Origin of the sequence: Paraburkholderia acidiphila (assembly GCF_009789655.1) — a bacterium.
Classification (GTDB): domain Bacteria; phylum Pseudomonadota; class Gammaproteobacteria; order Burkholderiales; family Burkholderiaceae; genus Paraburkholderia; species Paraburkholderia acidiphila.
Map to the genome: position 1 here is coordinate 2,798,786 of NZ_CP046909.1, position 21,273 is coordinate 2,820,058.

Annotated in this window: 24 protein-coding genes and 1 tRNA gene; 6 read left to right on the forward strand and 19 right to left on the reverse strand. The window is 63.6% G+C overall.

From position 1 onward, the window contains the following. Nucleotides 1–107 precede the first annotated feature (107 nt). Together FAZ97_RS12660 and FAZ97_RS12665 are read left to right on the forward strand one after the other, a co-directional pair. Complete coding sequence (locus tag FAZ97_RS12660) at nt 108–785, forward strand: TetR/AcrR family transcriptional regulator (protein WP_158758730.1); 678 nt, start codon at nt 108–110, stop codon at nt 783–785. Beyond that, nucleotides 769–1,338: a DUF1415 domain-containing protein gene (locus FAZ97_RS12665; protein WP_158758731.1), complete on the forward strand. Its 570-nt coding sequence runs from the start codon at nt 769–771 to the stop codon at nt 1,336–1,338. The genes FAZ97_RS12660 and FAZ97_RS12665 overlap by 17 nt, the downstream gene beginning before the upstream one ends. A 19-nt stretch (nt 1,339–1,357) precedes the next feature. Here FAZ97_RS12665 and FAZ97_RS12670 read toward each other — a convergent pair whose 3' ends face one another. Then, a complete protein-coding gene (locus FAZ97_RS12670; RefSeq protein ID WP_158758732.1) occupies nt 1,358–2,221 on the reverse strand; it encodes a class I SAM-dependent methyltransferase in 864 nt (287 codons plus the stop codon). A 374-nt stretch (nt 2,222–2,595) separates the two neighbouring features. On the opposite strand from FAZ97_RS12670, the gene FAZ97_RS12675 reads away from it, so the two are divergent. Next, on the forward strand, nt 2,596–2,916 hold the full coding sequence (locus tag FAZ97_RS12675) for a type II toxin-antitoxin system HicA family toxin (RefSeq protein ID WP_028206633.1): 321 nt from the start codon (nt 2,596–2,598) through the stop codon (nt 2,914–2,916). Between the two features lie 127 nt (nt 2,917–3,043). Here the strand turns inward: FAZ97_RS12675 and FAZ97_RS12680 are convergent, their stop codons facing one another. Next, a complete protein-coding gene (locus FAZ97_RS12680; RefSeq protein ID WP_158758733.1) occupies nt 3,044–4,192 on the reverse strand; it encodes a methyltransferase in 1,149 nt (382 codons plus the stop codon). 257 nt (nt 4,193–4,449) lie between these two features. Between FAZ97_RS12680 and FAZ97_RS12685 the strand changes: the two genes are divergently transcribed. After that, nucleotides 4,450–7,215, forward strand: coding sequence for a type IIG restriction enzyme/methyltransferase (locus tag FAZ97_RS12685; RefSeq protein ID WP_158758734.1), 2,766 nt, complete (start codon nt 4,450–4,452; stop codon nt 7,213–7,215). Nucleotides 7,216–7,284: 69 nt separating this feature from the next. Then, entirely contained in the window at nt 7,285–8,235 is a 951-nt protein-coding gene (locus tag FAZ97_RS12690; RefSeq protein ID WP_158758735.1) for a cation diffusion facilitator family transporter, read from the forward strand. 67 nt (nt 8,236–8,302) lie between these two features. Here FAZ97_RS12690 and FAZ97_RS12695 read toward each other — a convergent pair. The 7 genes from FAZ97_RS12695 to FAZ97_RS12725 form a co-directional block, all read right to left on the reverse strand. Next, nucleotides 8,303–8,378 (reverse strand) — tRNA-Thr (locus FAZ97_RS12695). An 18-nt stretch (nt 8,379–8,396) separates the two neighbouring features. Beyond that, on the reverse strand, nt 8,397–8,894 hold the full coding sequence (locus tag FAZ97_RS12700; RefSeq protein WP_158758736.1) for a ClpXP protease specificity-enhancing factor: 498 nt from the start codon (nt 8,892–8,894) through the stop codon (nt 8,397–8,399). A gap of 79 nt (nt 8,895–8,973) precedes the next feature. Then, the gene (locus FAZ97_RS12705) at nt 8,974–9,585 is read right to left on the reverse strand and encodes a glutathione S-transferase N-terminal domain-containing protein (RefSeq protein WP_027797364.1); all 612 of its coding nucleotides are present in this window, start codon (nt 9,583–9,585) and stop codon (nt 8,974–8,976) included. 114 nt (nt 9,586–9,699) lie between these two features. Further along, the gene (locus tag FAZ97_RS12710) at nt 9,700–10,443 is read right to left on the reverse strand and encodes a cytochrome c1 (protein WP_407671811.1); all 744 of its coding nucleotides are present in this window, start codon (nt 10,441–10,443) and stop codon (nt 9,700–9,702) included. Nucleotides 10,444–10,518: 75 nt separating this feature from the next. Next, entirely contained in the window at nt 10,519–11,907 is a 1,389-nt protein-coding gene (locus FAZ97_RS12715) for a cytochrome b (protein ID WP_158758737.1), read from the reverse strand. Continuing rightward, complete coding sequence (petA, locus tag FAZ97_RS12720; RefSeq protein WP_158759162.1) at nt 11,907–12,527, reverse strand: ubiquinol-cytochrome c reductase iron-sulfur subunit; 621 nt, start codon at nt 12,525–12,527, stop codon at nt 11,907–11,909. The genes FAZ97_RS12715 and petA overlap by 1 nt, the downstream gene beginning before the upstream one ends. A 262-nt stretch (nt 12,528–12,789) precedes the next feature. Beyond that, nucleotides 12,790–13,536, reverse strand: coding sequence for a Nif3-like dinuclear metal center hexameric protein (locus tag FAZ97_RS12725; protein ID WP_158758738.1), 747 nt, complete (start codon nt 13,534–13,536; stop codon nt 12,790–12,792). Between the two features lie 19 nt (nt 13,537–13,555). Here FAZ97_RS12725 and FAZ97_RS12730 point away from each other — a divergent pair, with 19 nt between their 5' ends. After that, nucleotides 13,556–14,773 carry a Do family serine endopeptidase gene (locus tag FAZ97_RS12730; protein ID WP_158758739.1) on the forward strand — a complete coding sequence of 406 codons (1,218 nt, stop codon included), beginning with the start codon at nt 13,556–13,558 and terminating at the stop codon, nt 14,771–14,773. Between the two features lie 112 nt (nt 14,774–14,885). Here FAZ97_RS12730 and tatC read toward each other — a convergent pair whose 3' ends face one another. The 10 genes from tatC to hisH form a co-directional block, all read right to left on the reverse strand. Beyond that, nucleotides 14,886–15,668, reverse strand: a complete 783-nt coding sequence (gene tatC / locus FAZ97_RS12735) for a twin-arginine translocase subunit TatC (RefSeq protein WP_158758740.1) — start codon at nt 15,666–15,668, stop codon at nt 14,886–14,888. Between the two features lie 45 nt (nt 15,669–15,713). Then, nucleotides 15,714–16,274 (reverse strand): Sec-independent protein translocase protein TatB, encoded by a 561-nt coding sequence (tatB, locus tag FAZ97_RS12740; protein WP_158758741.1) that lies wholly within the window; start codon nt 16,272–16,274, stop codon nt 15,714–15,716. A 108-nt stretch (nt 16,275–16,382) separates the two neighbouring features. After that, entirely contained in the window at nt 16,383–16,619 is a 237-nt protein-coding gene (tatA, locus tag FAZ97_RS12745; RefSeq protein ID WP_158758742.1) for a Sec-independent protein translocase subunit TatA, read from the reverse strand. Between the two features lie 159 nt (nt 16,620–16,778). Then, nucleotides 16,779–17,147 (reverse strand): histidine triad nucleotide-binding protein, encoded by a 369-nt coding sequence (locus FAZ97_RS12750; protein ID WP_158758743.1) that lies wholly within the window; start codon nt 17,145–17,147, stop codon nt 16,779–16,781. A gap of 42 nt (nt 17,148–17,189) precedes the next feature. Further along, nucleotides 17,190–17,582 (reverse strand): DUF4870 family protein, encoded by a 393-nt coding sequence (locus tag FAZ97_RS12755; RefSeq protein WP_028206579.1) that lies wholly within the window; start codon nt 17,580–17,582, stop codon nt 17,190–17,192. 140 nt (nt 17,583–17,722) lie between these two features. Beyond that, the gene (locus FAZ97_RS12760; protein ID WP_110388464.1) at nt 17,723–18,091 is read right to left on the reverse strand and encodes a phosphoribosyl-ATP diphosphatase; all 369 of its coding nucleotides are present in this window, start codon (nt 18,089–18,091) and stop codon (nt 17,723–17,725) included. Continuing rightward, on the reverse strand, nt 18,088–18,513 hold the full coding sequence (gene hisI, locus FAZ97_RS12765) for a phosphoribosyl-AMP cyclohydrolase (RefSeq protein ID WP_158758744.1): 426 nt from the start codon (nt 18,511–18,513) through the stop codon (nt 18,088–18,090). Before hisI ends, FAZ97_RS12760 begins: the two co-directional genes overlap by 4 nt. Before the next feature lie 4 nt (nt 18,514–18,517). After that, nucleotides 18,518–19,291 carry an imidazole glycerol phosphate synthase subunit HisF gene (gene hisF, locus FAZ97_RS12770; RefSeq protein WP_158758745.1) on the reverse strand — a complete coding sequence of 258 codons (774 nt, stop codon included), beginning with the start codon at nt 19,289–19,291 and terminating at the stop codon, nt 18,518–18,520. 223 nt (nt 19,292–19,514) lie between these two features. Next, on the reverse strand, nt 19,515–20,267 hold the full coding sequence (hisA, locus tag FAZ97_RS12775; protein WP_069268257.1) for a 1-(5-phosphoribosyl)-5-[(5-phosphoribosylamino)methylideneamino]imidazole-4-carboxamide isomerase: 753 nt from the start codon (nt 20,265–20,267) through the stop codon (nt 19,515–19,517). A gap of 174 nt (nt 20,268–20,441) precedes the next feature. Continuing rightward, nucleotides 20,442–21,083 (reverse strand): imidazole glycerol phosphate synthase subunit HisH, encoded by a 642-nt coding sequence (hisH, locus tag FAZ97_RS12780; RefSeq protein WP_158758746.1) that lies wholly within the window; start codon nt 21,081–21,083, stop codon nt 20,442–20,444. Nucleotides 21,084–21,273: the final 190 nt, after the last annotated feature.

The following is a 21,273-nucleotide window of genomic DNA, read 5'->3' on the forward strand; positions in this document are numbered from 1 at the left end:
GACGATTCGCCATCGCTCGATTGTTACCGATCGGTCACAAGTGTGTTGCGATAGTAGTTACCGCTCGGTAACATGTCAAGCAATCACCCCGATCGCGAGATGCCCTCATGAAACACGAAGGCCACGACAAAACGTCTACCGCCTCTGCACGCACGCCCCGCCCCCGCGCGCAGACGGCCGGGGCGCGCGCCCACGAGCACCTGCTGCGCGCCGCCGACGAGCTGTTCTACCGCGAGGGCGTGCGCGCGGTCGGCATCGAGGCAGTAGTCGAGCGCGCCGGCGTCAACAAGATGAGCCTGTACCGGCAGTTTTCGTCGAAGGACGATCTCGTCGTCGCGTACCTGCAGCGCTGCGATGTGCGCTTTTTCGAGCGCTTCGACGATAGTCTCGCGAAGCATCCGGGCGAGCCGGTCAAGCAGTTGATGCAGTATTTCGAGGACCTCGCACGCCGCGCTTCGGCGCCGGGCTATCGCGGTTGCCCGTTCGTGAACGTGGCGACCGAATTTCCCGACGCTACGCATCCCGCGCGGCGCAGCGTCGACAGCAACAAGACGAAGCTCATGGCGCGGCTCACCGCGCTTGCGCAGGAAGCAGGCGCCAGCGATCCGGTCGCGCTTGCGGAGGAACTCGCGCTGGTCGTCGAAGGCGTCTATGCCGCGAGCCAGACTTACGGCCCCGGCTGCGGGGCGATTCTCGCGGCACCGCGGATGGCCAGGCTGTTGATCGAGGCGGCGTGTGCGCGGCGCCAGGCGCCCGTAAAATGGCACGATGAACGAAACCGCTGATCTGCCCCCCGACCACGCCGCCATTCTCGACGCGACCCGCCACTGGCTCACGCGCGCCGTGATCGGCCTGAACCTCTGCCCGTTCGCGAAGAGCGTGCACGTGAAAAACCAGATTCGCTACGTGATCAGCGAGGCGACCGATCTCGAAGGTGTCCTCACCGATCTCGAGCGCGAACTGCAGACGCTCGCTCAAACCGACGCCACGGAAATCGACACGACGCTCCTGATCCTGCCCCGCGCACTTGCCGACTTCGCCGATTTCAACGATGCGAGCTGGTTTGCCGAGCGCCTCGTGCAGCAGTTGCGGCTGGAAGGCACGTTGCAGGTGGCGAGCTTTCACCCGCAATTCCAGTTCGAGGGCACCGAGCCCGACGACATCGAAAACTACACAAACCGCGCGCCCTATCCAATCCTGCATTTGCTGCGGGAGGCAAGCATCGAGCGCGCGGTCGAGGCATTCCCCGACGCCGCCGACATCTACGAACGCAACCAGGAAACGCTGCGCAAGCTCGGCTTCGATGGTTGGCAAGACTGGATGAACAAGCGCGACTAACGCCGCGCCGCCCGCACACTCAAGCTTCGGTTGCCGGCTCTGAGGCCGCCTCGCCCTCGTCGGCGAAAAAGCGCTCGCGCAGGTCCGCCAGCCCGAAGGTATCGAGAATCTCGTTGAGCCGCTGCGCGGGTCGGCGCCGCGGCAAATCCTTGTACTGGGCGATGATGAGTTCGTTCTTCATCGAGTGCTCCCAGCCCACCAGCTCCGTCACGCTCACCTGATAGCCGTGCGCCTCGAGTTGCAGGCAGCGCAGCACGTTGGTGATCTGGCTCCCGAATTCGCGTGTATGCAGCGGATGGCGCCAGATCTCCGTGAGCGCCTGCCCGAGCGACTTGCCCTTATTGCGGCGCAGCACGCCCGCCACCTCGGCCTGGCAGCACGGCACCACCACGATGTAGCGCGCGTGCTTCTTCAGTGCGAAGCGCAGGGCGTCGTCGGTGGCGGTGTCGCAGGCGTGCAATGCAGTGACGATATCGACGGTCGCAGGCAGTTGCGACGACGTGATCGAATCGGCAACCGAAAGGTTCAGGAACGACATCCCGCCAAAGCCCAGGCGTTTCGCCAACTCCAGCGAGTGCTGCACGAGCTCGTCGCGCGTTTCGATTCCATAAATGTGTGACCTGTCGCGCTGATCCTTGAAGAACAGGTCGTAGAGAATAAAGCCCAGATAGGACTTGCCCGCACCGTGATCGACGAGGGTCACGTCGCGGCCATCCTGCTTGAGATCCTTGAGCAGCGGTTCGATGAACTGGAACAGGTGATAGACCTGCTTCAGCTTGCGGCGGCTGTCCTGGTTCATTTTCCCGTCGCGCGTCAGGATGTGGAGCTCCTTGAGGAGTTCGACAGACTGGTTCGGACGGACTTCGTAAGTCTTGCTGGACATCGGCGTGGTCAGATGAAAGGCGTGGTATGTCGCGAAACGTGCGACAGGCGACAGATGGGCTGCAGTAATTCTGTCATTTTACGAAAAAAGCTAGTCGAGGCTGCCGAACCCATAAGAGCAGCGAGTGTCGTAATAGCGTCCAGGCACGCTGACCCACGTGCGGACAGGAGGGAGGGGTTGAGTAGAAGAGACACGAGGATTTTCGTCCCCGATGCCCAAAAAAGGACCAAAACGTAGCGCGACCCGCCGGCAACGAATCGACAGGCGCGCATTGGGAGGTCGCACCGGGAGTGCCGGTTGCGATGAATCAGGCTGGCGCAGTCCTCGCTGCGCGAAGAGCGCACGACACTGTATGGCCTTGCATGGGGCATGCAATGAATACGATACCTGACGGAAACGCAGAGCAAAAATTCCAGGAACTGCTTACGAAACTCGTCACGGTTCCCGACTGGACGGAAAAGCAGCAACTGGAGCTGGAAATGGCGCGCGACATCTCGGTGGAGATGCTGCGCGTTGCGGAAAGCATGCGCGACGGCCCCTCGGATCTCGAGACCTGCCTGATCCTGCTGAAGTACGCGAAGGTGCTTGATTTCGTGATGTCGGCGCTGGCGTCGCGCCGCGATATCAAGCCGCAAACGCTGCGCGTGATTTTCAAGCTGGCAGGACTCAAGGTCGACGAGGCTTATCCAGGGTGAAGCCGATGTGAACCTGACTTGAATCCGGCGCGGCGGCCTACGCCGCCGACGCCGATGCTCGACTCCCACACGGGCCATTGCCGGTCCGTACTCTTCTTTTTTGCCAACGCTTTACCCCGCCGCCGGCTCACTGCGCGCGCACCTTGAGGCGCCACAGAGAAGTCAGCTCGGCCACGCGCGCACGATAGAGCGGATCGCCCGGATCCGAGGCTTTCGGGTGCCGCGGGCGAATATCCTCTCGGCCCACCACTTCGAGTCCGGCCTGCACGATCATTTCGACGAGCGATTCGCGCGTGCGCAGCCCGAGATGCTCCGCGAAGTCGGAGAGGATCAACCACCCCTCGCCGCCCGGTTCGAGATGGTCCTTGAGACCACCGAGAAAGCCACGCAGCATGCGGCTCTCAGGATCGAACACGGCGTATTCGATGGGCGACGCGGGACGCGCCGGCACCCACGGTGGATTGCAGACGACGAGCGGCGCGCGCCCCGGCGGAAACAGATCCGCCTCGACGACCTCGACCTGCGCGGCGTAGCCCAGGCGGTCCAGATTCTCGTGCGCGCAGGCCAGCGCGCGGGCATCCTGATCGGTGGCGACCACGTGCTTCACACCGCGCGAGGCGAGCACGGCGGCGAGCACGCCCGTGCCCGTGCCAATATCGAAGGCCTTTTCGAGCGACGGCAGCGCCGTGCGCGCGACGAGATCGACATATTCGCCGCGCACGGGTGAAAACACGCCGTAGTACGGGTGAATACGCGCGCCGTTCAGCGCCGCAATCTCGACGCCCTTCTTGCGCCATTCGTGCGCGCCAACCAGACCGAGGATTTCACGCAACGACACCGCAGAAGCTTCGCCGTCGGGCGCGCCCCACGCCTCTTCGCACGCCAGCCGCACGTCGGGCGCGCGGCGCAGGTCGATGCCGTAATCGCCTTCGAGCGGAATCAGCACCATGGCGAGCATACGGGCACGCTGCGCCTGCGCCTGGCGGTGCAGATGAAACGCTTCGAGCGGCGAAGCGGGCGCCTTGGGCGGCGCAGCCTTGCGGGGCTTGCGCTCCGCGCGGCGCGCCATGGCCAGCAGCAGCTGACGCGCGTTCTGAAAGTCGCCACGCCACAGCAGCGCAGTGCCTTCGCAGGCGAGGCGGTACGCGGCGTCCGCAGTCGTGCGGTCGTCGGCGATGACCACGCGCTTGGGCGCCGGCACGCCAGCCTCGGAGCGCCAGCGCACCGTGCGCGGGCCTTCGGTGTCGGGCCAGGTGAGTGTGGGATGTTCGGTCATAGGTCGGATAGTCGATGCGGCGGGCCGGTTCGTAGCGTCGTTGCCGGCCCGCGGGTTGGCGCCGCGGGGCGCCTCGCGCGGCGCCATCATATAGCACAGCGACACGGCACGTTCCGCCGTATCGCCTTTGCAGGGATGATCGCTCAGTCGGGCGGGCGCGTCGACTCGGCCAGACGGCATAGGACGAAACGTAAGCGGGCGGCAGTAAAATGTGCGCCGTCCACGCCTCGCCAGCCCACGCCCACCCGCACAAGACCATGCCAGAAACCATCCCGCCGACACGCCGCGCGCGCAGATCGCGCACGCGCCGCGCCAGCGCCGGGGGTGGGCTCGACGAACGGTTTTACGCCGAACTGCTGCATATCCTGGGGCTGCGGGAGAGCGTTTCCGGCACAGGGCGTACGGTTGCGCGACTCGCGCCGGACACGCGATCGCGCGGCGCATTAATCGAACTCGCGCTCTCGCGTCTCGCCGCCTGCGAGCTCGAGAGCACGAGCGAGCGGCCCGAGGCCGATCGCTTCGAACTCGCACTTCGGCTTTGCATCGCTTGGATCAGCCGCCTCGTTTTTCTCAAGGTGCTCGAAACGCGTCTGCTGACGCTCCACGACGGCCGTTCGCCCTACGCGTTTCTGAACGCACGGCATATCCGCTCGTTCAGCGATCTCGACGCACTGTGCGACGCCGTTCTAGGCTCGGATGAGACCGCGCCCCCAGTTCGCTTCGCCCACCTCCCCCGCTTCGACGGTTCGCTTTTCGAGCCGCAAGACCTGGACCCAGGCCTGCTCGACATAGGCGCACTCGACGAGAGCACGACGCTGCCGCTTTTCGCCGCGACCGTGCTCACCGATGCCAGCGGCGAACGACATGTGCTGGCGTATCTGCTCGATTTTCTCGCCGCCTTCGACTTCTCCGCCGGCTTGGTCACGCAAGCGCCAGCCGCGGCGAACCGCGGTTGCCTCGACGCCTGGGCGCTCGGGCTCGTCTTCGAAAAGCTCAACGGCTACCGCGATGGCGCCTGGTACACGCCAGGCAGCGTCGCGATGCAACTCGCCCGTCCCGCCGTCACGCATGCGGTGCTGAATCGCCTGAATCGCGCCAAGGGTTGGCAGTGCACGAACATCGATCAGCTATCCGAATCGATCGAAGACCGCGACGAAGCTCGGGCGATTCTGGACTCGCTGCGCATCTGCGATCCGGCTGTGGGCTCGGGGCATCTGCTCGTTTCAGCGCTCAACGAGTTGCTCGCGCTGAAAGTGCGCCTCGGCTTGCTGAACGCGTGCGAGCGCGAAGCACTCAGCGCTTGCCGCATCGACGTCATGGCGGACCGGCTTTGCGTCACGCGCGCGAACGGCACACCGTTCGTACGCGGGCGCGATGGCGAGGCCATTCGCAAGATCGAGACAGTGCTCTTTCGCGCCAAGCGAGACATCGTCGAGCACTCGCTTTTCGGTGTCGATATCAACGCCGGGTCGGTCGGCATGGCGCGCTTGCGGCTGTGGATCGAACTGCTCGAACATGCGGATTTCACCGTTACGCTGCCGAACCTCGAGACCAACCTCAAACAAGGCAACGCGACGCTCAGCCGTTTTGACTTCGACACACCCATTCGCGAGAACGCGGAGCTAATCGCGAACTATCGCGCGAGCGAGGCAAGATTGCGGACGGCAAACACACGCGCCGCAAGACATGCCGAAGCCACTCGATTCGTACACCTGCGCGACGCGTTACACGACACGCTCGCGAAAGACCCGGCCGAGCCGCCCGAAGAAGCCGCGGCGTTCGAATGGCGTATCGAGTTCGCCGGCCTCCTCACCGACGAGGGCGACTTCGAGCGCTTCGACGCCGTCATTGCGAATCCGCCCTACATCGACTCCGAGCGCATGATCAATCAGGGCCAGCGCGCGCTGCGCGAGCAGCTGGCGCAGCGCTGGCCGAGCGCGAAGGGCAACTGGGACCTGTACATCGTGTTTATGGAGCTCGGCCTCGCGCTCCTCAAGCCCGGCGGCGCGATGGCGTATCTCACGCCCGACAAGTGGCTCTCGAAGCCCTTCGGCAATGCGTTGCGTGCGCGGCATCTGGACAAGATCGAACGCGTCGTCGGGCTCGGGCGCGGCGTGTTCGAACAGGCGCGCGTGGACTCGATCATCACGGTCTTTCGCGAGTCGGGCACGCCCGCCATCGCGACCGCGCGCATCGAGGGCGACACGCTTTGCGAACTCGCGCTAACCGACAAACGTACGCTCGAGTCGCCCTGGCCGCTCGACGCGTTGCTCTCGCCGCACGCGGCGTTCGTGCAGCGGATCGGCCGCGCGCACGCCAGGCTCGGCGCCCTGCTGCTCTGCGAAAACGCGTGCGCGACGTCGGACGCCTACCGGCTCGCGCCTCTTGTCGAAGAGGCCGAAGGACATTGCCTCGCTGAGCGTCACTACCGCGTGGTGAACACCGGTACGCTCGGGCGCTACGTCGCGCGCTGGGGCAGCAAGTCGATGACCTATCTCGGGCGACGCTACGACGCACCCGTGGTCGAACGCGAACGCTTCGCTTCGACCTTCGCGAACGGCTACGGCGCGAAAGCCCCTGCGAAAAAGGTGATCGTGAAAGGCCTCACCCGGCTCGACGCGGCACTCGATCTCGCTGGCGACACCATCCCAGGCAAGACCACGCTGATCCTGCGCTCGGACGACGAACCCCTGCTGAAGTTCGCGGCGGCGCTGCTCAACTGCCCGCTCTCGGTTTTCCTGATCCGTGCGAAGTACGGTTCGTCGAGCTACAACGGCGGCGTGGCGTTCACGAGAGCGATGATCGATGCGTTGCCCGTGCCAGGCGGCGCTTCGCTGCGCGGCGAGATCGCCGAGTGCGTTACCCGGTTGCTGCGCGCGCACGAGTCTGGATGCGGCGCGCAGGAAGCACGAGACATCGAGCGCGAGATAGATCGACGCCTCTACGCGGCATATGGATTGTCGGCGCGCGAGATCGACCTCGTGGAAGGCCGCGCTGGCCCGATCGCGCGCGAAGCAAGCTGACCGGACAGCCGCGCGACGGCGTCACGGCGAGTCGGCTAGTCTTGCTCATCCTCGCGCTGAGCAGACATCATGGAACGGCTACGATTCTTCAGTACTTCCGACGAGAGCAGCGTGCTGACGCTATCGATCGCGACGACGTTGGTGATCGCCTTCATCGGCATCCTGTTCGGCCTGATCTCCGGCTCGTTTTCCATTGTGTTCGACGGCGTGTATTCGCTCATCGACGCAAGCATGAGCGCGCTTGCGCTCGCCGTCGTGCGGCTCATCACCTCCTACGCGGTCAATGTCGACCTGCCGCGCAAATGGCGCGAGCGCTTCACCATGGGCTTCTGGCACCTCGAACCCATGGTGCTCGGCCTGAACAGCACGCTGCTCGTGGGCGTGGCCGTCTATGCATTGATCAACGGCGTCACGAACCTGCTCTCCGGCGGCCACGAACTGCACTTCGGCCCGGCTCTCGTCTACGCCGTGCTCACCGTGAGCGCTTGCGTGGCGATGGCGGTGTTCGAATCGCGCGCGAACCGCCGAATCCACTCGGACTTCCTGCGCCTCGACATCAAGTCGTGGATCATGTCCGCGGGCATCACGGCGGCGCTGCTGATCGCTTTCAGCGTCGGCTATGCGATTCAGGGAACGGCGTGGGAGCCCCTCACGCCCTACGTCGACCCGGCGGCGCTCGTGCTGGTGTGCGCCGTGATCATTCCGATTCCGCTCGCGGAAATTCGCCAGGCCCTGCTGGACGTGCTGCTCGTCGCGCCCGCGGATCTCAAGCAGCATGTCGATGTCGTCGCGAAGCGCTTCGTCGAGCGTTACGCCTTCGAGTATTACCGCGCCTATGTCGCGAAAGTGGGCCGTTCACGCGAAATCGAGTTGTATTTCGTCGTGCCGTCCGACATGCCGCCGAAGCGCATCGCCGAATGGGATGCGATCCGCGACGAAATTGGCCGGGCCATCGGCGGGGACGAGTCGCACCGCTGGCTCACGATCATGTTCACGAGCGACCCGGAATGGGCGGAGTGAGCCCAGAAAGCACAAAGGGTTACGTGAACTTCACGTAACCCTTTGTCTTGATGCTTTACTTCGAATTTGGTGCCGGCTGCAGGACTCGAACCCGCCACCTGATGATTACAAATCAACTGCTCTACCAGATGAGCTAAGCCGGCGTAGCCCGCCATTCTACTTCATTTCACGATCTTGAGGTGGCCCTTGCCGCCCTTGTTGCCGCCTTCGTCATCTTTGTCGGCAGCGCGCGACGCGACGGGCGCAAGCGGTGCAGCGGATTCCTCGGCAGGCTCGTCACGCACTTCGTGTGCTTCGGCTTCCTCGTGGTCCTCGGAGGACAGCACGTCGTCGGCGTCGCCCGCCGGCGACTCGACCGGGAACGCCATGCCCTGGCCGTTCTCGCGCGCGTAGATCGCGAGCACGTTCGGCACCGGCACCTCGATCTTGTGCGACTTGCCCGAGAAGCGCGCGTGGAACTCGATCATCTCGTTGCCCATCTGCAGCTGGCTCGTCGCCTCGAAGCTGATGTTCAGCACGATCTCGCCGTCACGCACGAACTGGCGCGGCACGCGCGTGCGGTTGTCGACCCGCACCGCGATATGCGGCGTGAAGCCGTTATCGGTGCACCACTCGTACAGCGCGCGCAGCAGATACGGCTTGGTGGAAATCTCTTGCATCAACAATCCTTTCGCGAGGCGGCATCCACACCCACGCTGTGCACGCCGCCTCTGTTACCTGCAACCGCCAGGATACGACTTAACGACGCATGACCTTTTCAGACGGCGTGAGCGCTTCGATGTACGCCGGACGGCTGAAAATGCGCTCAGCGTACTTCATGAGCGGCGCGGCATTCTTCGACAGTTCGATGCCGTAGTGGTCGAGGCGCCACAAGAGCGGCGCGATCGCGACGTCGAGCATCGAGAACTCTTCACCCAGCATGTACTTGTTCTTCAGGAAGATCGGCGCGAGCTGCGTGAGGCGGTCGCGGATCGCGAGACGCGCCTTCTCGTGGTTCTTCTCTGCCGCCTTGCCCTTCTCGTTTTCGAGCGTGCTCACGTGCACGAACAGTTCCTTCTCGAAATTGAGCAGGAACAGACGCGCGCGGGCGCGCTGGACCGGGTCGGCCGGCATCAGCTGCGGATGCGGGAAGCGCTCGTCGATGTACTCGTTGATGATGTTCGACTCGTACAGGATCAGGTCGCGCTCGACCAGAATCGGCACCTGACCGTACGGATTCATCACGGCGATGTCTTCCGGTTTGTTGAACAGGTCGACGTCGCGGATTTCGAAGTCCATGCCCTTTTCGAACAACACCAGCCGGCAACGCTGGGAGAACGGGCAGGTAGTGCCGGAGTACAGAACCATCATGATTTACATTTCCTCAATAAACCCAAAAGGCCAGCGGGCGAAAAAACCGCCTGACGGTCCCTGAACCGTCAAACGGCATCTCGTCGCACCGGCCCCACGTCGGTCAGGACGTGCCTATTTGATATCTTTCCAGTACGCGGCGTTCAATCGCCACGCGAAAAAGCTCAAGACGCCGAGGAACAGGAGCACCCACACGCCAAGCTGCCTGCGGGTTTTCTGCTCGGGTTCGGCCATCCAGCCGAGGTACGCCACCAGGTCGGCCACGTCGGCATCATAATCCACAGGCGAGAGCGTTCCGGGCGTGACCTGCTGGAACCCGGCAAAGCGACGGACTTTTTCCCCGGTTTCCTCGTCTGTCGTGTCCTCGAACTTCGCCGTGCGTATGCCCTGCAACTGCCACAGCACGTGCGGCATGCTCACGTTTTCGAACACCAGGTTGTTCCAGCCAGTCGGCCGCGTATCGTCGCGGTAGAAGCTGCGCAGGTACGTGTACAGCCAGTCGCGCCCTTTCGCCCGCGCTTCCACGGAGAGGTCCGGCGGCGCCACGCCGAACCACGCCTTCGCGTCGTCCGGGCGCATCGCGATGGACATCGTGTTGCCGACCTTGTCGGTCGTAAACAACAGATTATCTTCGATTTGCTTCTGCGGAATGCCGAGATCCTGCAACCGGCTGTAGCGCATCAAGTTCGCACTATGGCAATTCAGGCAATAGTTTACAAACAATTTGGCGCCGTGCTGCAGCGAAGCAAGATTTTCGCCGTTATCGGGAGCGCGGTCGAGCGGAAAGTTTTCCTGTGCCGCCACAGATCCGACCCCGAATACACATGAGAGCGCCAGCGCGGCCAAGCCGGCGCGGATGCCGGCAGCCCGTATGCTCGCCTTCGCGAGCGTCGAAAAAAGAGTTTTTCTCGTCATAGCTTCCTCGCTCGTCATTTAATGGGGCTTGAATCGCACGCGTTCGGGCGGCTGCTTGAACGTGCCAAGCCGAGTCCAGAACGGCATGCCGAGGAAGAAGGCGAAGTAGACGAGCGCGCAGATCTGGGCGATCAGCGTGGCCGCCGGCGATGGCGGTTTCGTGCCGAGGAACGCGAGCGTCAGGAACGCCAGCACGAAGATGCCGAGAAACACCTTGTGGAAGAACGGCCGGTAGCGGATCGACTTCACCGGCGAGCGATCGAGCCACGGCAGGAAGAAGAGCGAGATCACCGCCGTGCCCATCACCACCACGCCCCAGAACTTCGACTCGGTGAAGTACATGGCGAGGATCACGAGCACCGCCAGCACCGGCAGCCCGGCGCGCCATTTGCCGCGGGCGCGCACGAGCGCGAGCAGGCCCAGCAGCGCGATCACGATCATCAGCACGATCTTGAACGGGTCGGTGGTGGCCCGCAGCATCGCGTAGAACGCCGTGAAGTACCAGACGGGCGCGATTTCGGGCGGCGTTTGCAGCGGGTTGGCCGGCACGAAGTTATTCGACTCCAGGAAGTAGCCGCCCATTTCCGGCGCGAAGAACACGATCGCGGCGAAGATCATCAGGAAGATGCACACGCCCATGAAGTCGTGCACCGAGTAGTACGGATGGAACGGAATGCCGTCGAGCGGCACGCCGTTCGCGTCCTTCTTCTCCTTGATCTCGACGCCATCCGGGTTGTTCGAGCCCACTTCGTGCAGCGCGATGATGTGGCAGATCACGAGCCCGACCAGCACGAGCGGAATGGCGATCACGTGGAACGCGAAGAAGCGGTTGAGCGTGACGTCCGACACCACGTAGTCGCCGCGAATCCACAGCGAGAGATCCGGGCCGATGAAGGGAATCGCCGAGAACAGGTTCACGATCACCTGCGCGCCCCAGAACGACATCTGGCCCCACGGCAGCAGGTAGCCGAAGAACGCCTCGGCCATCAGGCACAGGAAGATCGCGCAGCCGAAGATCCACACCAGCTCGCGTGGCTTGCGGTAAGAGCCATACAACAGCCCGCGGAACATGTGCAGATACACGACCACGAAGAACATCGACGCTCCCGTGGAGTGCATGTAGCGGATCAGCCAGCCCCACGGCACCTCGCGCATGATGTACTCGACCGATGCGAACGCGAGCGTCGCATCGGGCTTGTAGTTCATGGTGAGGAAAATGCCGGTGATGATCTGGTTCACCAGCACGAGCAGCGCGAGCGAGCCGAAGAAGTACCAGAAGTTGAAGTTCTTCGGCGCGTAATACTCGGTGAGATGCGCTTTCCAGGTCGAGGTCATCGGAAAGCGCTTGTCGATCCAGCCCTGCAGGCCGGCCGTCTCCCCCACATCCTTTTCGGTTCCCGTCGCCATCACGCTTCTCCTTTTTCGTCCTTGCCGATCACGATCTGCGTCGGGGACGCGAACATGTAGCGCGGAATGTCGAGGTTTTGCGGCGCCGGCTTGTTCTTGAACACGCGGCCGGAGAGATCATAGGTGGAGCCGTGGCACGGGCACAGGAAGCCGCCCGGCCAGCTGTCCGGCAGGTTGGGCTGCGGGCCTTCCTGGAAGCGCGGCGTGGGCGTGCAGCCCAGATGGGTGCAGACGGCCACGGCCACGAGAATGTTCTGATGCTCGGCGCGCGAACGGAATTCGTTCATGCAGTACTCCGGCATCGGCATCGAGAACGGATGCTCGGAGTTCGGGTCGGCCAGATCGGGATCGGCCTTCTTCACGTCGGCCATCATGCGATCCGTGCGGTACAGGATCCACACGGGCTTGCCACGCCAGGCCACGGTCATCATCGAGCCGGGCTGCAGATTCGTGATGTCGGCTACGACGGGCGCGCCGGCGGCGCGGGCTCTTTCGGATGGTGCAAAGGAACCTACGAAGGGTACGACAGTGGCCACGCCTCCTATGCCACCTGCTACGGACGTCGCAATCAGCCAGGTTCGGCGGCTGCCATCGACGCGGTCATTCTCGTTGTCTCGCATCACATCGCCCCACTTCTGAGTTGGATTTTTCCGTCACGCCAGCTTACCCGCGGTGCTGCCGAACGCTAGTTTGCTCGAATGGAGTTGGCATTTACAAGGGGCGTTCTCTAAAAAGCTTCGGAAGTCCTTGATATCTCGGGGTTTTCCCGCAGAAAAGAGGGCCACTTTCTTTTCAGCTTGTAAATGCCTGATGAATAAAACGATGCTGCACCACGACAATTTTCGCCATGCGGGCGCCAAATGCCCGCAGTGAAAAACCCGCTTAAACGGGATTGTCGATGTCGATAAAAAGATGCTCGATGTTGAACGCTTCCGAGAGGTGCGCGCCCACCGCCTGGACGCCAAAGCGCTCGGTTGCGTGGTGGCCCGCCGCGAGGAACGCCACCCCGCTTTCCGCCGACGTGTGCGTAGTCTGCTCGGAAATCTCGCCAGTGAGGAAGACGTCGGCGCCGGCTTCGATCGCGGCGTCGAAGAGACTTTGCGCCGCGCCCGTGCACCAGGCCACGCGGCGCAGTTGCCAGTCGGGGTCGCCCAGCACGAGCGGCGTGCGGCCGAGCGTCTGCTCGACCTCGGCGGTAAAGTGCGCGAGCGTGATCGGCATGGGCAGCGTGGCCATCCAGCCAAGATCCTGTTCGCCGAAGCGTTGTTCGCCGATCCAGCCGAATCTGGCGCCCAACTGCGCGTTATTGCCCAGTTCGGGATGGCTGTCGAGTGGCAGGTGGTAGGCGAACAGGTTGATATCGTTCGCGAGCAACGTCTTCAGACGCCGATACTTGCGGCCCGTGATTTGCGGCGCTTCGTTCTTCCAGAAGTAGCCGTGGTGCACGAGCACGGCGTCGGCGCCCCACTCGAGCGCGGCTTCGAGAAAGGCGAGTGAGGCGGTCACGCCCGTGGCGATCTTCTCCACGCGACGCCGCCCTTCGACCTGCAGGCCATTGGGGCAGTAGTCCTTGAACCGCGCGGATTCCAGAAGATTGTTCAGATACAATTCCAGTTCGATCCGATCCATATAATCCTCTAATCTTCAGATGCTTAGACGCTTTTGGCTGTTCTTCGCCCAGGCGGTGACGGTCCTGCTGGCGTTGATGTTCATCATCGCCACGCTCAAACCGCAGTGGCTGCAGCACCAGGGGCAGTTCGGCAAGCAGCTCGCCGAACCGATCGTCGCACTGCGGGAGGTGGCGCCAGGCATCGGTGGAGGCGCCGCCCAGGGCTCCTATGCGGACGCCGCCCAGAAGGCCATGCCCGCGGTCGTCAACGTGTTCTCGAGCAAGGATGGGTCGCTGCCGCCCGATCCCCGCCAGAACGACCCGCTATTTCGCTACTTCTTCGGCGATCGCAACAAAAACCACAAGCAGCAGGAGCAGCCTGCCGCCAACCTCGGTTCGGGCGTCATTGTCAGTCCGGACGGTTACATTCTAACGAACCAGCACGTGATCGACGGCGCGGACCAGATCGAAATCGCGCTTTCCGACGGCCGCACCACGAACGCGAAGGTGATCGGCATCGACCCGGAAACCGATCTCGCGGTGCTCAAGATCAACCTGCCGAACCTGCCCACCATCACGCTCGGCCGCATGGACCAGACGCGCGTGGGCGACGTCGTGCTCGCCATCGGCAACCCGTTCGGGGTGGGTCAAACGGTCACGATGGGCATCATCAGCGCGCTGGGCCGCAATCACCTTGGCATCAACACGTTCGAAAACTTCATTCAGACCGACGCGCCGATCAACCCGGGCAACTCGGGCGGCGCACTCGTCGACGTGAACGGCAACCTGCTCGGCATCAATACGGCCATCTACTCGCGCTCGGGCGGCTCGCTCGGCATCGGCTTCGCAATTCCCGTTTCCACGGCGCGCAGCGTGCTGGAGAGCATCATCACTTCGGGCTCGGTCACGCGTGGCTGGATCGGCGTCGAACCGCAGGACGTGACGCCCGAGATCGCCGACTCGTTCGGACTGAAGGAGAAGTCTGGCGCGATCGTCGCAGGCGTGCTGCAGGGCGGCCCCGCCGATAAGGCCGGCATCAAGCCCGGCGACGTCCTGACCTCGGTGAACGGTGAGGCCATTACGGACACCACACGCCTTCTGAACGTGATCGCGCAGATCAAACCGGGCACCGATGCGAAGATCCACCTCGTGCGCAAGAACAAGGACATGGATCTCGACGTGCTGATCGGCAAGCGCCCGCCGCCGCCGAAGCAGCCGGCCCAGGAAGACGGCGAAGGCGACGACGACGGAGGCTGAGCAGGTGCAGGCCGGGCGCCGCGCCCCGCCCGCATCCAGAAAACAAAAGGCCGCGAACCCGGGTTCGCGGCCTTTTGTTTTCCTGCGGTTTTCCTGTGCCTGGCCGGCGAGGTTAGCTCGCCGCCTGACTTTCGTCCGCAGGTTTCTTCTCGCCAGTACCGACGAAGATACGCGCCGCGATAATGCCCAGCTCGTAGAGGACGATGAGCGGCAGCGCGAGAATGAGCTGCGAGAACACGTCCGGCGGCGTCACGACGGCCGCGACAATGAATGCGCCGACGATCACGTAGGGCCGCACCTGCTTGAGCTTCTTCACGGTGACCACCCCCATGCGCACGAGCAGCACGACGATGATCGGCACCTCGAAGGTCACGCCGAACGCGATGAACATCGTGAGCACGAAGCTCAGGTAATTGTCGATATCGGTCGTCATCTCCGCGCCGAGCGGCGCGTTGTAGTGCGCCATCACGCGGAAGATGGTCGGGAACACCACGAAATAAGCGAACGCCATGCCGCACAGGAAGAGCGTGTAGCTGCTCGCCACGAGCGGCACGACGAGCTTCTTTTCGTGCTGGTAAAGACCGGGGGCGACGAACGCCCAGATCTGGTAGAGCACGACCGGCAACGCGATCACGAAGGCCACGAGCATCGTGACCTTCATGGGCACGAAGAACGAGCCGGTCACGTCGGTGACGATCATCTTGCCGTCGCGCGGCAGGTTCTGCATGAGCGGACGCGCAAGCAGACGGAATATGTCGGGCGCCCAGTACACGAGCCCGATGAACACGACGATCACGGCAAGGCCCGCGCGAATGATGCGGTCGCGCAGTTCGACGAGATGGGAAATGAAGGTCTCTTCGGAGCCTTCTTCCAGTTTTTGCTGGGGGTCGCTCACACCGGCCCTCTGTTGGAAATGGTCGTGCGCAAAGGCGGATCCGCGTCAGAAAAACCGCGTGGGCCGGCGCAGGCTGGCCGGCGTGTGCTGCGCCACGCGCGCAGCGCCGGATTGGACCCGCGTGCGGCGCAGCGTAGCGCGTTTGTACCAGACAGGCGCGGCGCTTTGCTTCACGCGCCAGTTCTTGCGCTTCGCACCGCTCGCGCTCGGGTTGCCGGAGCGCCAACCCGATGGCGTTGTGGAGCCGTCAACCACATTGGCGGCAGCGCCTTCCAGGCTGGCAGGATCGGCGCCGCCCGCAATGCTCGGCGACACCGACGTGCCCGCGTTCCACGCGTCGTTCAACTCGGTTTCATGCTTGCGCAGGTTGTCCTGAACATTCTTTTCGACGTTCTGCGCCGCCTCCTCGAACTCGGTCTTCATGCGGCGCAGTTCGTCGAGTTCGATCTCGCGCGTGACTTCCGCCTTGACGTCGTTGATATAGCGCTGCGCGCGCCCGAACAGCGCACCCGCCGTGCGTGCGACACGCGGCAGCCGCTCCGGTCCGAGAACGACCAGCGCGACGACGCCGATCAGCGCCATCTTGGTTAAACCGAGATCGAGCATGAATGGAGTTTTCCGTCAGCCTTGGTTGCCTTATTGATCACAAGCCGTGCTCACGCGCTGGATTCAAGCTGAAAAACAAGTGGCGGCGAGAAAAGGCCACCACGCGTTTTAGCGGTAGTCGTTCGAGCGCTGCGTCTTGTCCTTGGCTTCGACGTCGACTGCGCCGCCGTCGGCCGGCAGCTCGCGCTTCGGCGCTTCGGCGCCTTCGTTCTCGCGCATGCCTTCCTTGAAACCCTTCACCGCACCGCCCAGATCGCTACCGATATTGCGCAGCTTCTTGGTGCCGAAGACGAGCGCAACGATCAACAAGACGATCAGCCAGTGCCAAATGCTCAACGAACCCATGATTGACTCTCTCCTTAACCCCGCCGCCGCGCGATGTGCACGACGCGACAAATTGTGCCTGTTTGATGTTGCATCGACGTGGCGTGCGACCCTTTAGCGCAACATCGGGTTCGCCCCACGCCATCCGTCATTTATACCGACTTTCGCCGCCCTCGGCGCTCAGCCCATGCGGTGCCATGGACGCGGCCCAGCCAGCAAATGCGCGTGCAGATGATAGACCTCCTGCCCGCCACCCGGCCCGGTATTCACCACCGTGCGAAACCCGGTGTCGCCGCCCGTGTACGAGACGCCCAACTCCTTGGCGAGCCGTGCGACCAATACAAACATTCTACCAAGCAGCGGTGCGTCGTTTTCACCGCAATCGGCAAGGGTGGAAATATGCTGGCGCGGAATGACGAGGACGTGTGTTTCGGCTGCGGGCCGGATATCGCGGAAGGCGACGAATTCGTCGTCTTCGTACACCCGCGTGCTGGGGATATGGCCATCGGCGATCTTGCAGAAGAGACAGGTGCTGCGGTCGTGAGTCATGGTGCTCCTGGTGAGCAGAGCCGCACGCGCACCCGGCTACCCTCAAAACCAGGCACGCGGGTTGTGCAGCGGCTTGTTGTCGTACAAGTAAAGCCAGCCTTTGATGATACGGTACAACGTCCAGATTGCGACAGCCCACAAAATTGGAATGCCGACCAGCACGAAGATGAGCACGCCGCCGATCAGATGCCCGGCGAGGCCGAGCCAGAACGTGCGGATTTGCCAGGTGAAGTGCTGCTCGTAGGGTGTGCCGAGCGCTTCGTCGCGCTTGAGGTAATTGAGGATGATGGCCACCAGCACCGAAATGCCGCCGGTGAGCCAGTACACCGCATAGAGCGCGTACAGCACGTGCGTGAAAGTGCGCAGGCTGCGTAAGCGGTCCGCGTCAACGCCGTTGCGGTACGAAGGGGGCGGATAGTCGCCAGACGTGGACATGTCGTTCATCTCCTGTCGATCCGGAGTTAGCGCTTTAGCGCTTACTCCGGTCCCATGCAAAGCTGTCGATCCGGAGTTAGCGCTTTAGTGCTTACTCCGGTCCCATGCAGAACGTGGGGGGTTTGCGCAACGCGCGAGCCTCAGTCGCCGTTCTCTTCGCGCTCGCGGCTCTTGCGCAGCGCCTTTTCTTCAAGACCCGAAAGACCTTCGCGGCGTTCCAGTTCCGCAAGCACGTCGGCGGGACTCAGATCGAAGTGCGAGAGCGTGACGAGGCAATGAAACCACAGGTCGGCCATCTCGCCCACCAGCGCCTTCGGTGCGCCGCCCTGGCGCACGTCCTTCGCAGCCAGCACGACTTCCGTCGCTTCTTCGCCAACCTTCTTGAGCACCGCGTCGTCGCCCTTGTGAAAAAGGCGCGCGACGTAGGAGGCGTCCGGATCGCCGCCCTTGCGGCTGTCGATCACCGCCGCGAGGCGCAGCAGGGTGTCGTTGGTGTTCAGTTGCGTCATTTGTAGATGTGTTCGGGGTCTTTCAGCACAGGGTCGACGGCGACCCAGCGGCCTTCGTCGACGGTGCCTTCGAATTGCTGGAAAAAGCACGAGTGGCGGCCCGTGTGGCACGCGATGCCCGACACCTGCTCGATTTTAAGCAGCACGACGTCTTCGTCGCAGTCGAGGCGGATGTCGCGCACGTGCTGCACGTGGCCCGACTCCTCACCCTTGAACCACAGGCGCTGGCGCGAGCGCGAGAAGTACACGGCGCGGCGCAGTTCCACCGTCTTCGCGAGCGCTTCGCGGTTCATCCACGCGAACATCAGCACGTCGCCGGTGGTGGCTTCCTGCGCGATCACCGGCACGAGGCCGTTGGCGTCCCAGTTGACCTTGTCGAGCCAGTTGGCGTTGGCAAGGTCGTTGGCTTGTTCGTTGCTCATCGCGTCACATCCTCACCGAGATGCCCTGATCGGCCATGAAGCGCTTCGCCTCGCCCACCGTGTGCTCGCCGTAGTGGAAGATGCTCGCCGCCAGCACGGCGTCGGCACGGCCCTTGACGATGCCGTCTGCGAGATCCTGCAGGCCGCCCACGCCGCCCGAGGCGATCACGGGGATCGGCACCGCGTCGGACACCGCGCTCGTGAGGGCGAGGTCGAAGCCGCTCTTCGTGCCGTCACGGTCCATGCTCGTGAGCAGGATCTCGCCCGCGCCCAGCTCCGCCATCTTGCGCGCCCATTCCACGGCGTCGATGCCCGTAGCCTTGCGGCCGCCATGCGTGAACACTTCCCAGCGCGCGGGTTCGCCCGGCGCGGACGTACGCTTCGCGTCGATGGCGACAACGATGCACTGCGAGCCGTATTTGTCGGCGGAATCGCGCACGAGTTGCGGATTGGCAACGGCCGACGAGTTCATGCTGACCTTGTCCGCACCGGCGTTGAGCAGGCGCCGCACGTCCGGGACGGCACGCACGCCGCCGCCCACGGTGAGCGGAATGAAGACCTGCGAAGCCACCGCCTCGATGATCGGCAGGATCAGGTCGCGCTGGTCGGAGGTCGCGGTGATATCGAGGAACGTGAGTTCGTCGGCGCCCTGGTCGTCGTAGCGGCGCGCGATTTCGACGGGGTCGCCCGCGTCGCGCAGCTCGACGAAATTGACGCCCTTCACGACGCGCCCGGCGGTCACGTCGAGGCAGGGGATGATGCGTTTGGGTAGAGCCATAATCTTGCCGAAGTTGCCAGTCGGTGGGAGTGCGGCGAGCGCCTTTCGCGAGAAGGCCGCCGGCCCCGGTTGAGGCGTGGCGCGCAGCCCATTGTCGCGCGCTTTGCGGCTTGCCTTGCGCCTTCAGGCGAAATTATCCCGCGCGAGCGCCAGTCTCCATGGAGATGGCGGCGCAGCACCAAAAACAAAAGGCCCCCTGTTACGGAGGCCGGCGTTCGACGCTTTACGCGTCGTCCGATTCGCGCAGGCTGTCTGCGCGCGTTTGCGCGGCGGCGAAATCGAGGTCGCCCGAGTAGATCGCACGACCGCAGATCACGCCTTCCACGCCTTCGTCCTCGACCTCACACAGTGCGTCGATGTCGCCGAGGTTGGAAAGACCGCCGCTCGCGATGATCGGAATCTTCACCGCACGCGCGAGGCGCACCGTCGCTTCGATGTTGATGCCCTGAAGCATGCCGTCGCGGCCAATGTCGGTGTAGATGATCGACTCGACGCCGTAGTCCTCGAACTTGCGTGCGAGGTCCACGACTTCATGGCCCGTGAGCTTGCTCCAGCCGTCGGTCGCGACCTTGCCGTCCTTCGCGTCGAGGCCGACGATGATATGGCCCCCGAATGCCGTGCACGCTTCCTGGAGGAAGCCCGGGTTCTTCACGGCGGCGGTGCCGATGATCACATAGGACAGGCCGTCGTCGAGATAACGCTCGATGGTGTCGAGGTCGCGGATGCCGCCGCCAAGCTGCACGGGGATCTCGTCGCCGACTTCGCGGATGATCTCGCGAATCGCGTCTTCGTTCTTCGGCTTGCCGGCGAACGCGCCGTTCAGGTCGACGAGGTGCAGGCGCCGCGCGCCGCGCTCGACCCAGTGTCGGGCCATAGCCGCCGGTTCCTCGGAGAAAATCGTCGCCTGGTCCATATCGCCTTGTTTGAGGCGCACGCAGTGACCGTCTTTGAGATCGATGGCCGGAATCAGCAGCATAGCTTCGGGTGTGTCTGGGAATGAGGTTGAAGTCTGCGGCGCCGGCGGAAAAAAGACCCGATCCGACGCCGTTTCGCTAGTTTAGTACAACTCTTTCGGCAGCCTTGCTGACGCAAATCGTATGCCGCGGCGCTCGTGCGCAAAGGCGGCTGCGAGCGTCAGCGCCGCAGGAAATCAGGGGTTCCAGTGGACGAAGTTGCGATAGACGCGCAAGCCCGCAGCGGCGCTCTTTTCCGGGTGGAATTGGGTGGCGAAGATGTTATCCCGCGCCACTGCCGAGGTAAAGGCCGCGCCGTACGGCGTTTCGCCCACGGTGTGCGCCGCATCCGCCGGAACCACATAGTAGCTGTGCACGAAATAAAAGAAGCTTTCGTCGGGCACGCCGTCCCACAGGGCGTGCGCGCGCGCCTGGCGCACGCGGTTCCAGCCCATTTGCGGCACTTTGAAGCGCGAACCGTCGTCCTGCAACTGGCCTTCCAGATCGAAGCGCACGACCTTGCCAGGCAAGAGGCCCAGGCCCTTCGTGTCGCCTTCCGCGCTCCAGTCGAACAGCATTTGCTCGCCCACGCATACGCCCATGAGCGGCTTCGTGCGCGAAGCTTCGAGCACGGCGTCCTGCAGGCCCGACTCCGCCAGGCTGCGCATGCAGTCGGGCATCGCGCCCTGCCCCGGCAGCACTACGCGGTCGGCCGCGCGGATCGCTTCGGGACGCTCGACGATAGCCACGTCGGCTTCCGGTGCGGCCTGCCTCAGCGCCTGGGCCACCGAACGCAGGTTGCCCATCCCATAATCCACAATCGCAATTGAAGTTTTCATCTCGAATCCGGCCTGCTCATCAGGCCCTGCCCTTGGCTGTGTGGGCGCCTGTGCGCCGCGATGTACCCTGATCTGCCTTCGAAGCCGTCAATGTACGCCACTCGGCGCGCGCAAGCCCATAAGCCGAACGGCTAACGTCGCGCGCATGCTGCATGCTCGTGACGGCCCGGCCCGGCGCGCTCGATGTCCT

Bases quoted from the DNA above. Each gene is read 5' to 3' on its own strand.
- FAZ97_RS12660 (WP_158758730.1), top strand. From the start codon at position 108: ATGAAACACGAAGGCCACGACAAAACGTCTACCGCCTCTGCACGCACG.
- FAZ97_RS12665 (WP_158758731.1), top strand. From the start codon at position 769: ATGAACGAAACCGCTGATCTGCCCCCCGACCACGCCGCCATTCTCGAC.
- FAZ97_RS12670 (WP_158758732.1), bottom strand. From the start codon at position 2,221: ATGTCCAGCAAGACTTACGAAGTCCGTCCGAACCAGTCTGTCGAACTC.
- FAZ97_RS12675 (WP_028206633.1), top strand. From the start codon at position 2,596: ATGAATACGATACCTGACGGAAACGCAGAGCAAAAATTCCAGGAACTG.
- FAZ97_RS12680 (WP_158758733.1), bottom strand. From the start codon at position 4,192: ATGACCGAACATCCCACACTCACCTGGCCCGACACCGAAGGCCCGCGC.
- FAZ97_RS12685 (WP_158758734.1), top strand. From the start codon at position 4,450: ATGCCAGAAACCATCCCGCCGACACGCCGCGCGCGCAGATCGCGCACG.
- FAZ97_RS12690 (WP_158758735.1), top strand. From the start codon at position 7,285: ATGGAACGGCTACGATTCTTCAGTACTTCCGACGAGAGCAGCGTGCTG.
- FAZ97_RS12700 (WP_158758736.1), bottom strand. From the start codon at position 8,894: ATGCAAGAGATTTCCACCAAGCCGTATCTGCTGCGCGCGCTGTACGAG.
- FAZ97_RS12705 (WP_027797364.1), bottom strand. From the start codon at position 9,585: ATGATGGTTCTGTACTCCGGCACTACCTGCCCGTTCTCCCAGCGTTGC.
- FAZ97_RS12715 (WP_158758737.1), bottom strand. From the start codon at position 11,907: ATGGCGACGGGAACCGAAAAGGATGTGGGGGAGACGGCCGGCCTGCAG.
- petA (WP_158759162.1), bottom strand. From the start codon at position 12,527: ATGCGAGACAACGAGAATGACCGCGTCGATGGCAGCCGCCGAACCTGG.
- FAZ97_RS12725 (WP_158758738.1), bottom strand. From the start codon at position 13,536: ATGGATCGGATCGAACTGGAATTGTATCTGAACAATCTTCTGGAATCC.
- FAZ97_RS12730 (WP_158758739.1), top strand. From the start codon at position 13,556: ATGCTTAGACGCTTTTGGCTGTTCTTCGCCCAGGCGGTGACGGTCCTG.
- tatB (WP_158758741.1), bottom strand. From the start codon at position 16,274: ATGCTCGATCTCGGTTTAACCAAGATGGCGCTGATCGGCGTCGTCGCG.
- tatA (WP_158758742.1), bottom strand. From the start codon at position 16,619: ATGGGTTCGTTGAGCATTTGGCACTGGCTGATCGTCTTGTTGATCGTT.
- FAZ97_RS12750 (WP_158758743.1), bottom strand. From the start codon at position 17,147: ATGACTCACGACCGCAGCACCTGTCTCTTCTGCAAGATCGCCGATGGC.
- FAZ97_RS12755 (WP_028206579.1), bottom strand. From the start codon at position 17,582: ATGTCCACGTCTGGCGACTATCCGCCCCCTTCGTACCGCAACGGCGTT.
- FAZ97_RS12760 (WP_110388464.1), bottom strand. From the start codon at position 18,091: ATGACGCAACTGAACACCAACGACACCCTGCTGCGCCTCGCGGCGGTG.
- hisI (WP_158758744.1), bottom strand. From the start codon at position 18,513: ATGAGCAACGAACAAGCCAACGACCTTGCCAACGCCAACTGGCTCGAC.
- hisF (WP_158758745.1), bottom strand. From the start codon at position 19,291: ATGGCTCTACCCAAACGCATCATCCCCTGCCTCGACGTGACCGCCGGG.
- hisA (WP_069268257.1), bottom strand. From the start codon at position 20,267: ATGCTGCTGATTCCGGCCATCGATCTCAAAGACGGTCACTGCGTGCGC.
- hisH (WP_158758746.1), bottom strand. From the start codon at position 21,083: ATGAAAACTTCAATTGCGATTGTGGATTATGGGATGGGCAACCTGCGT.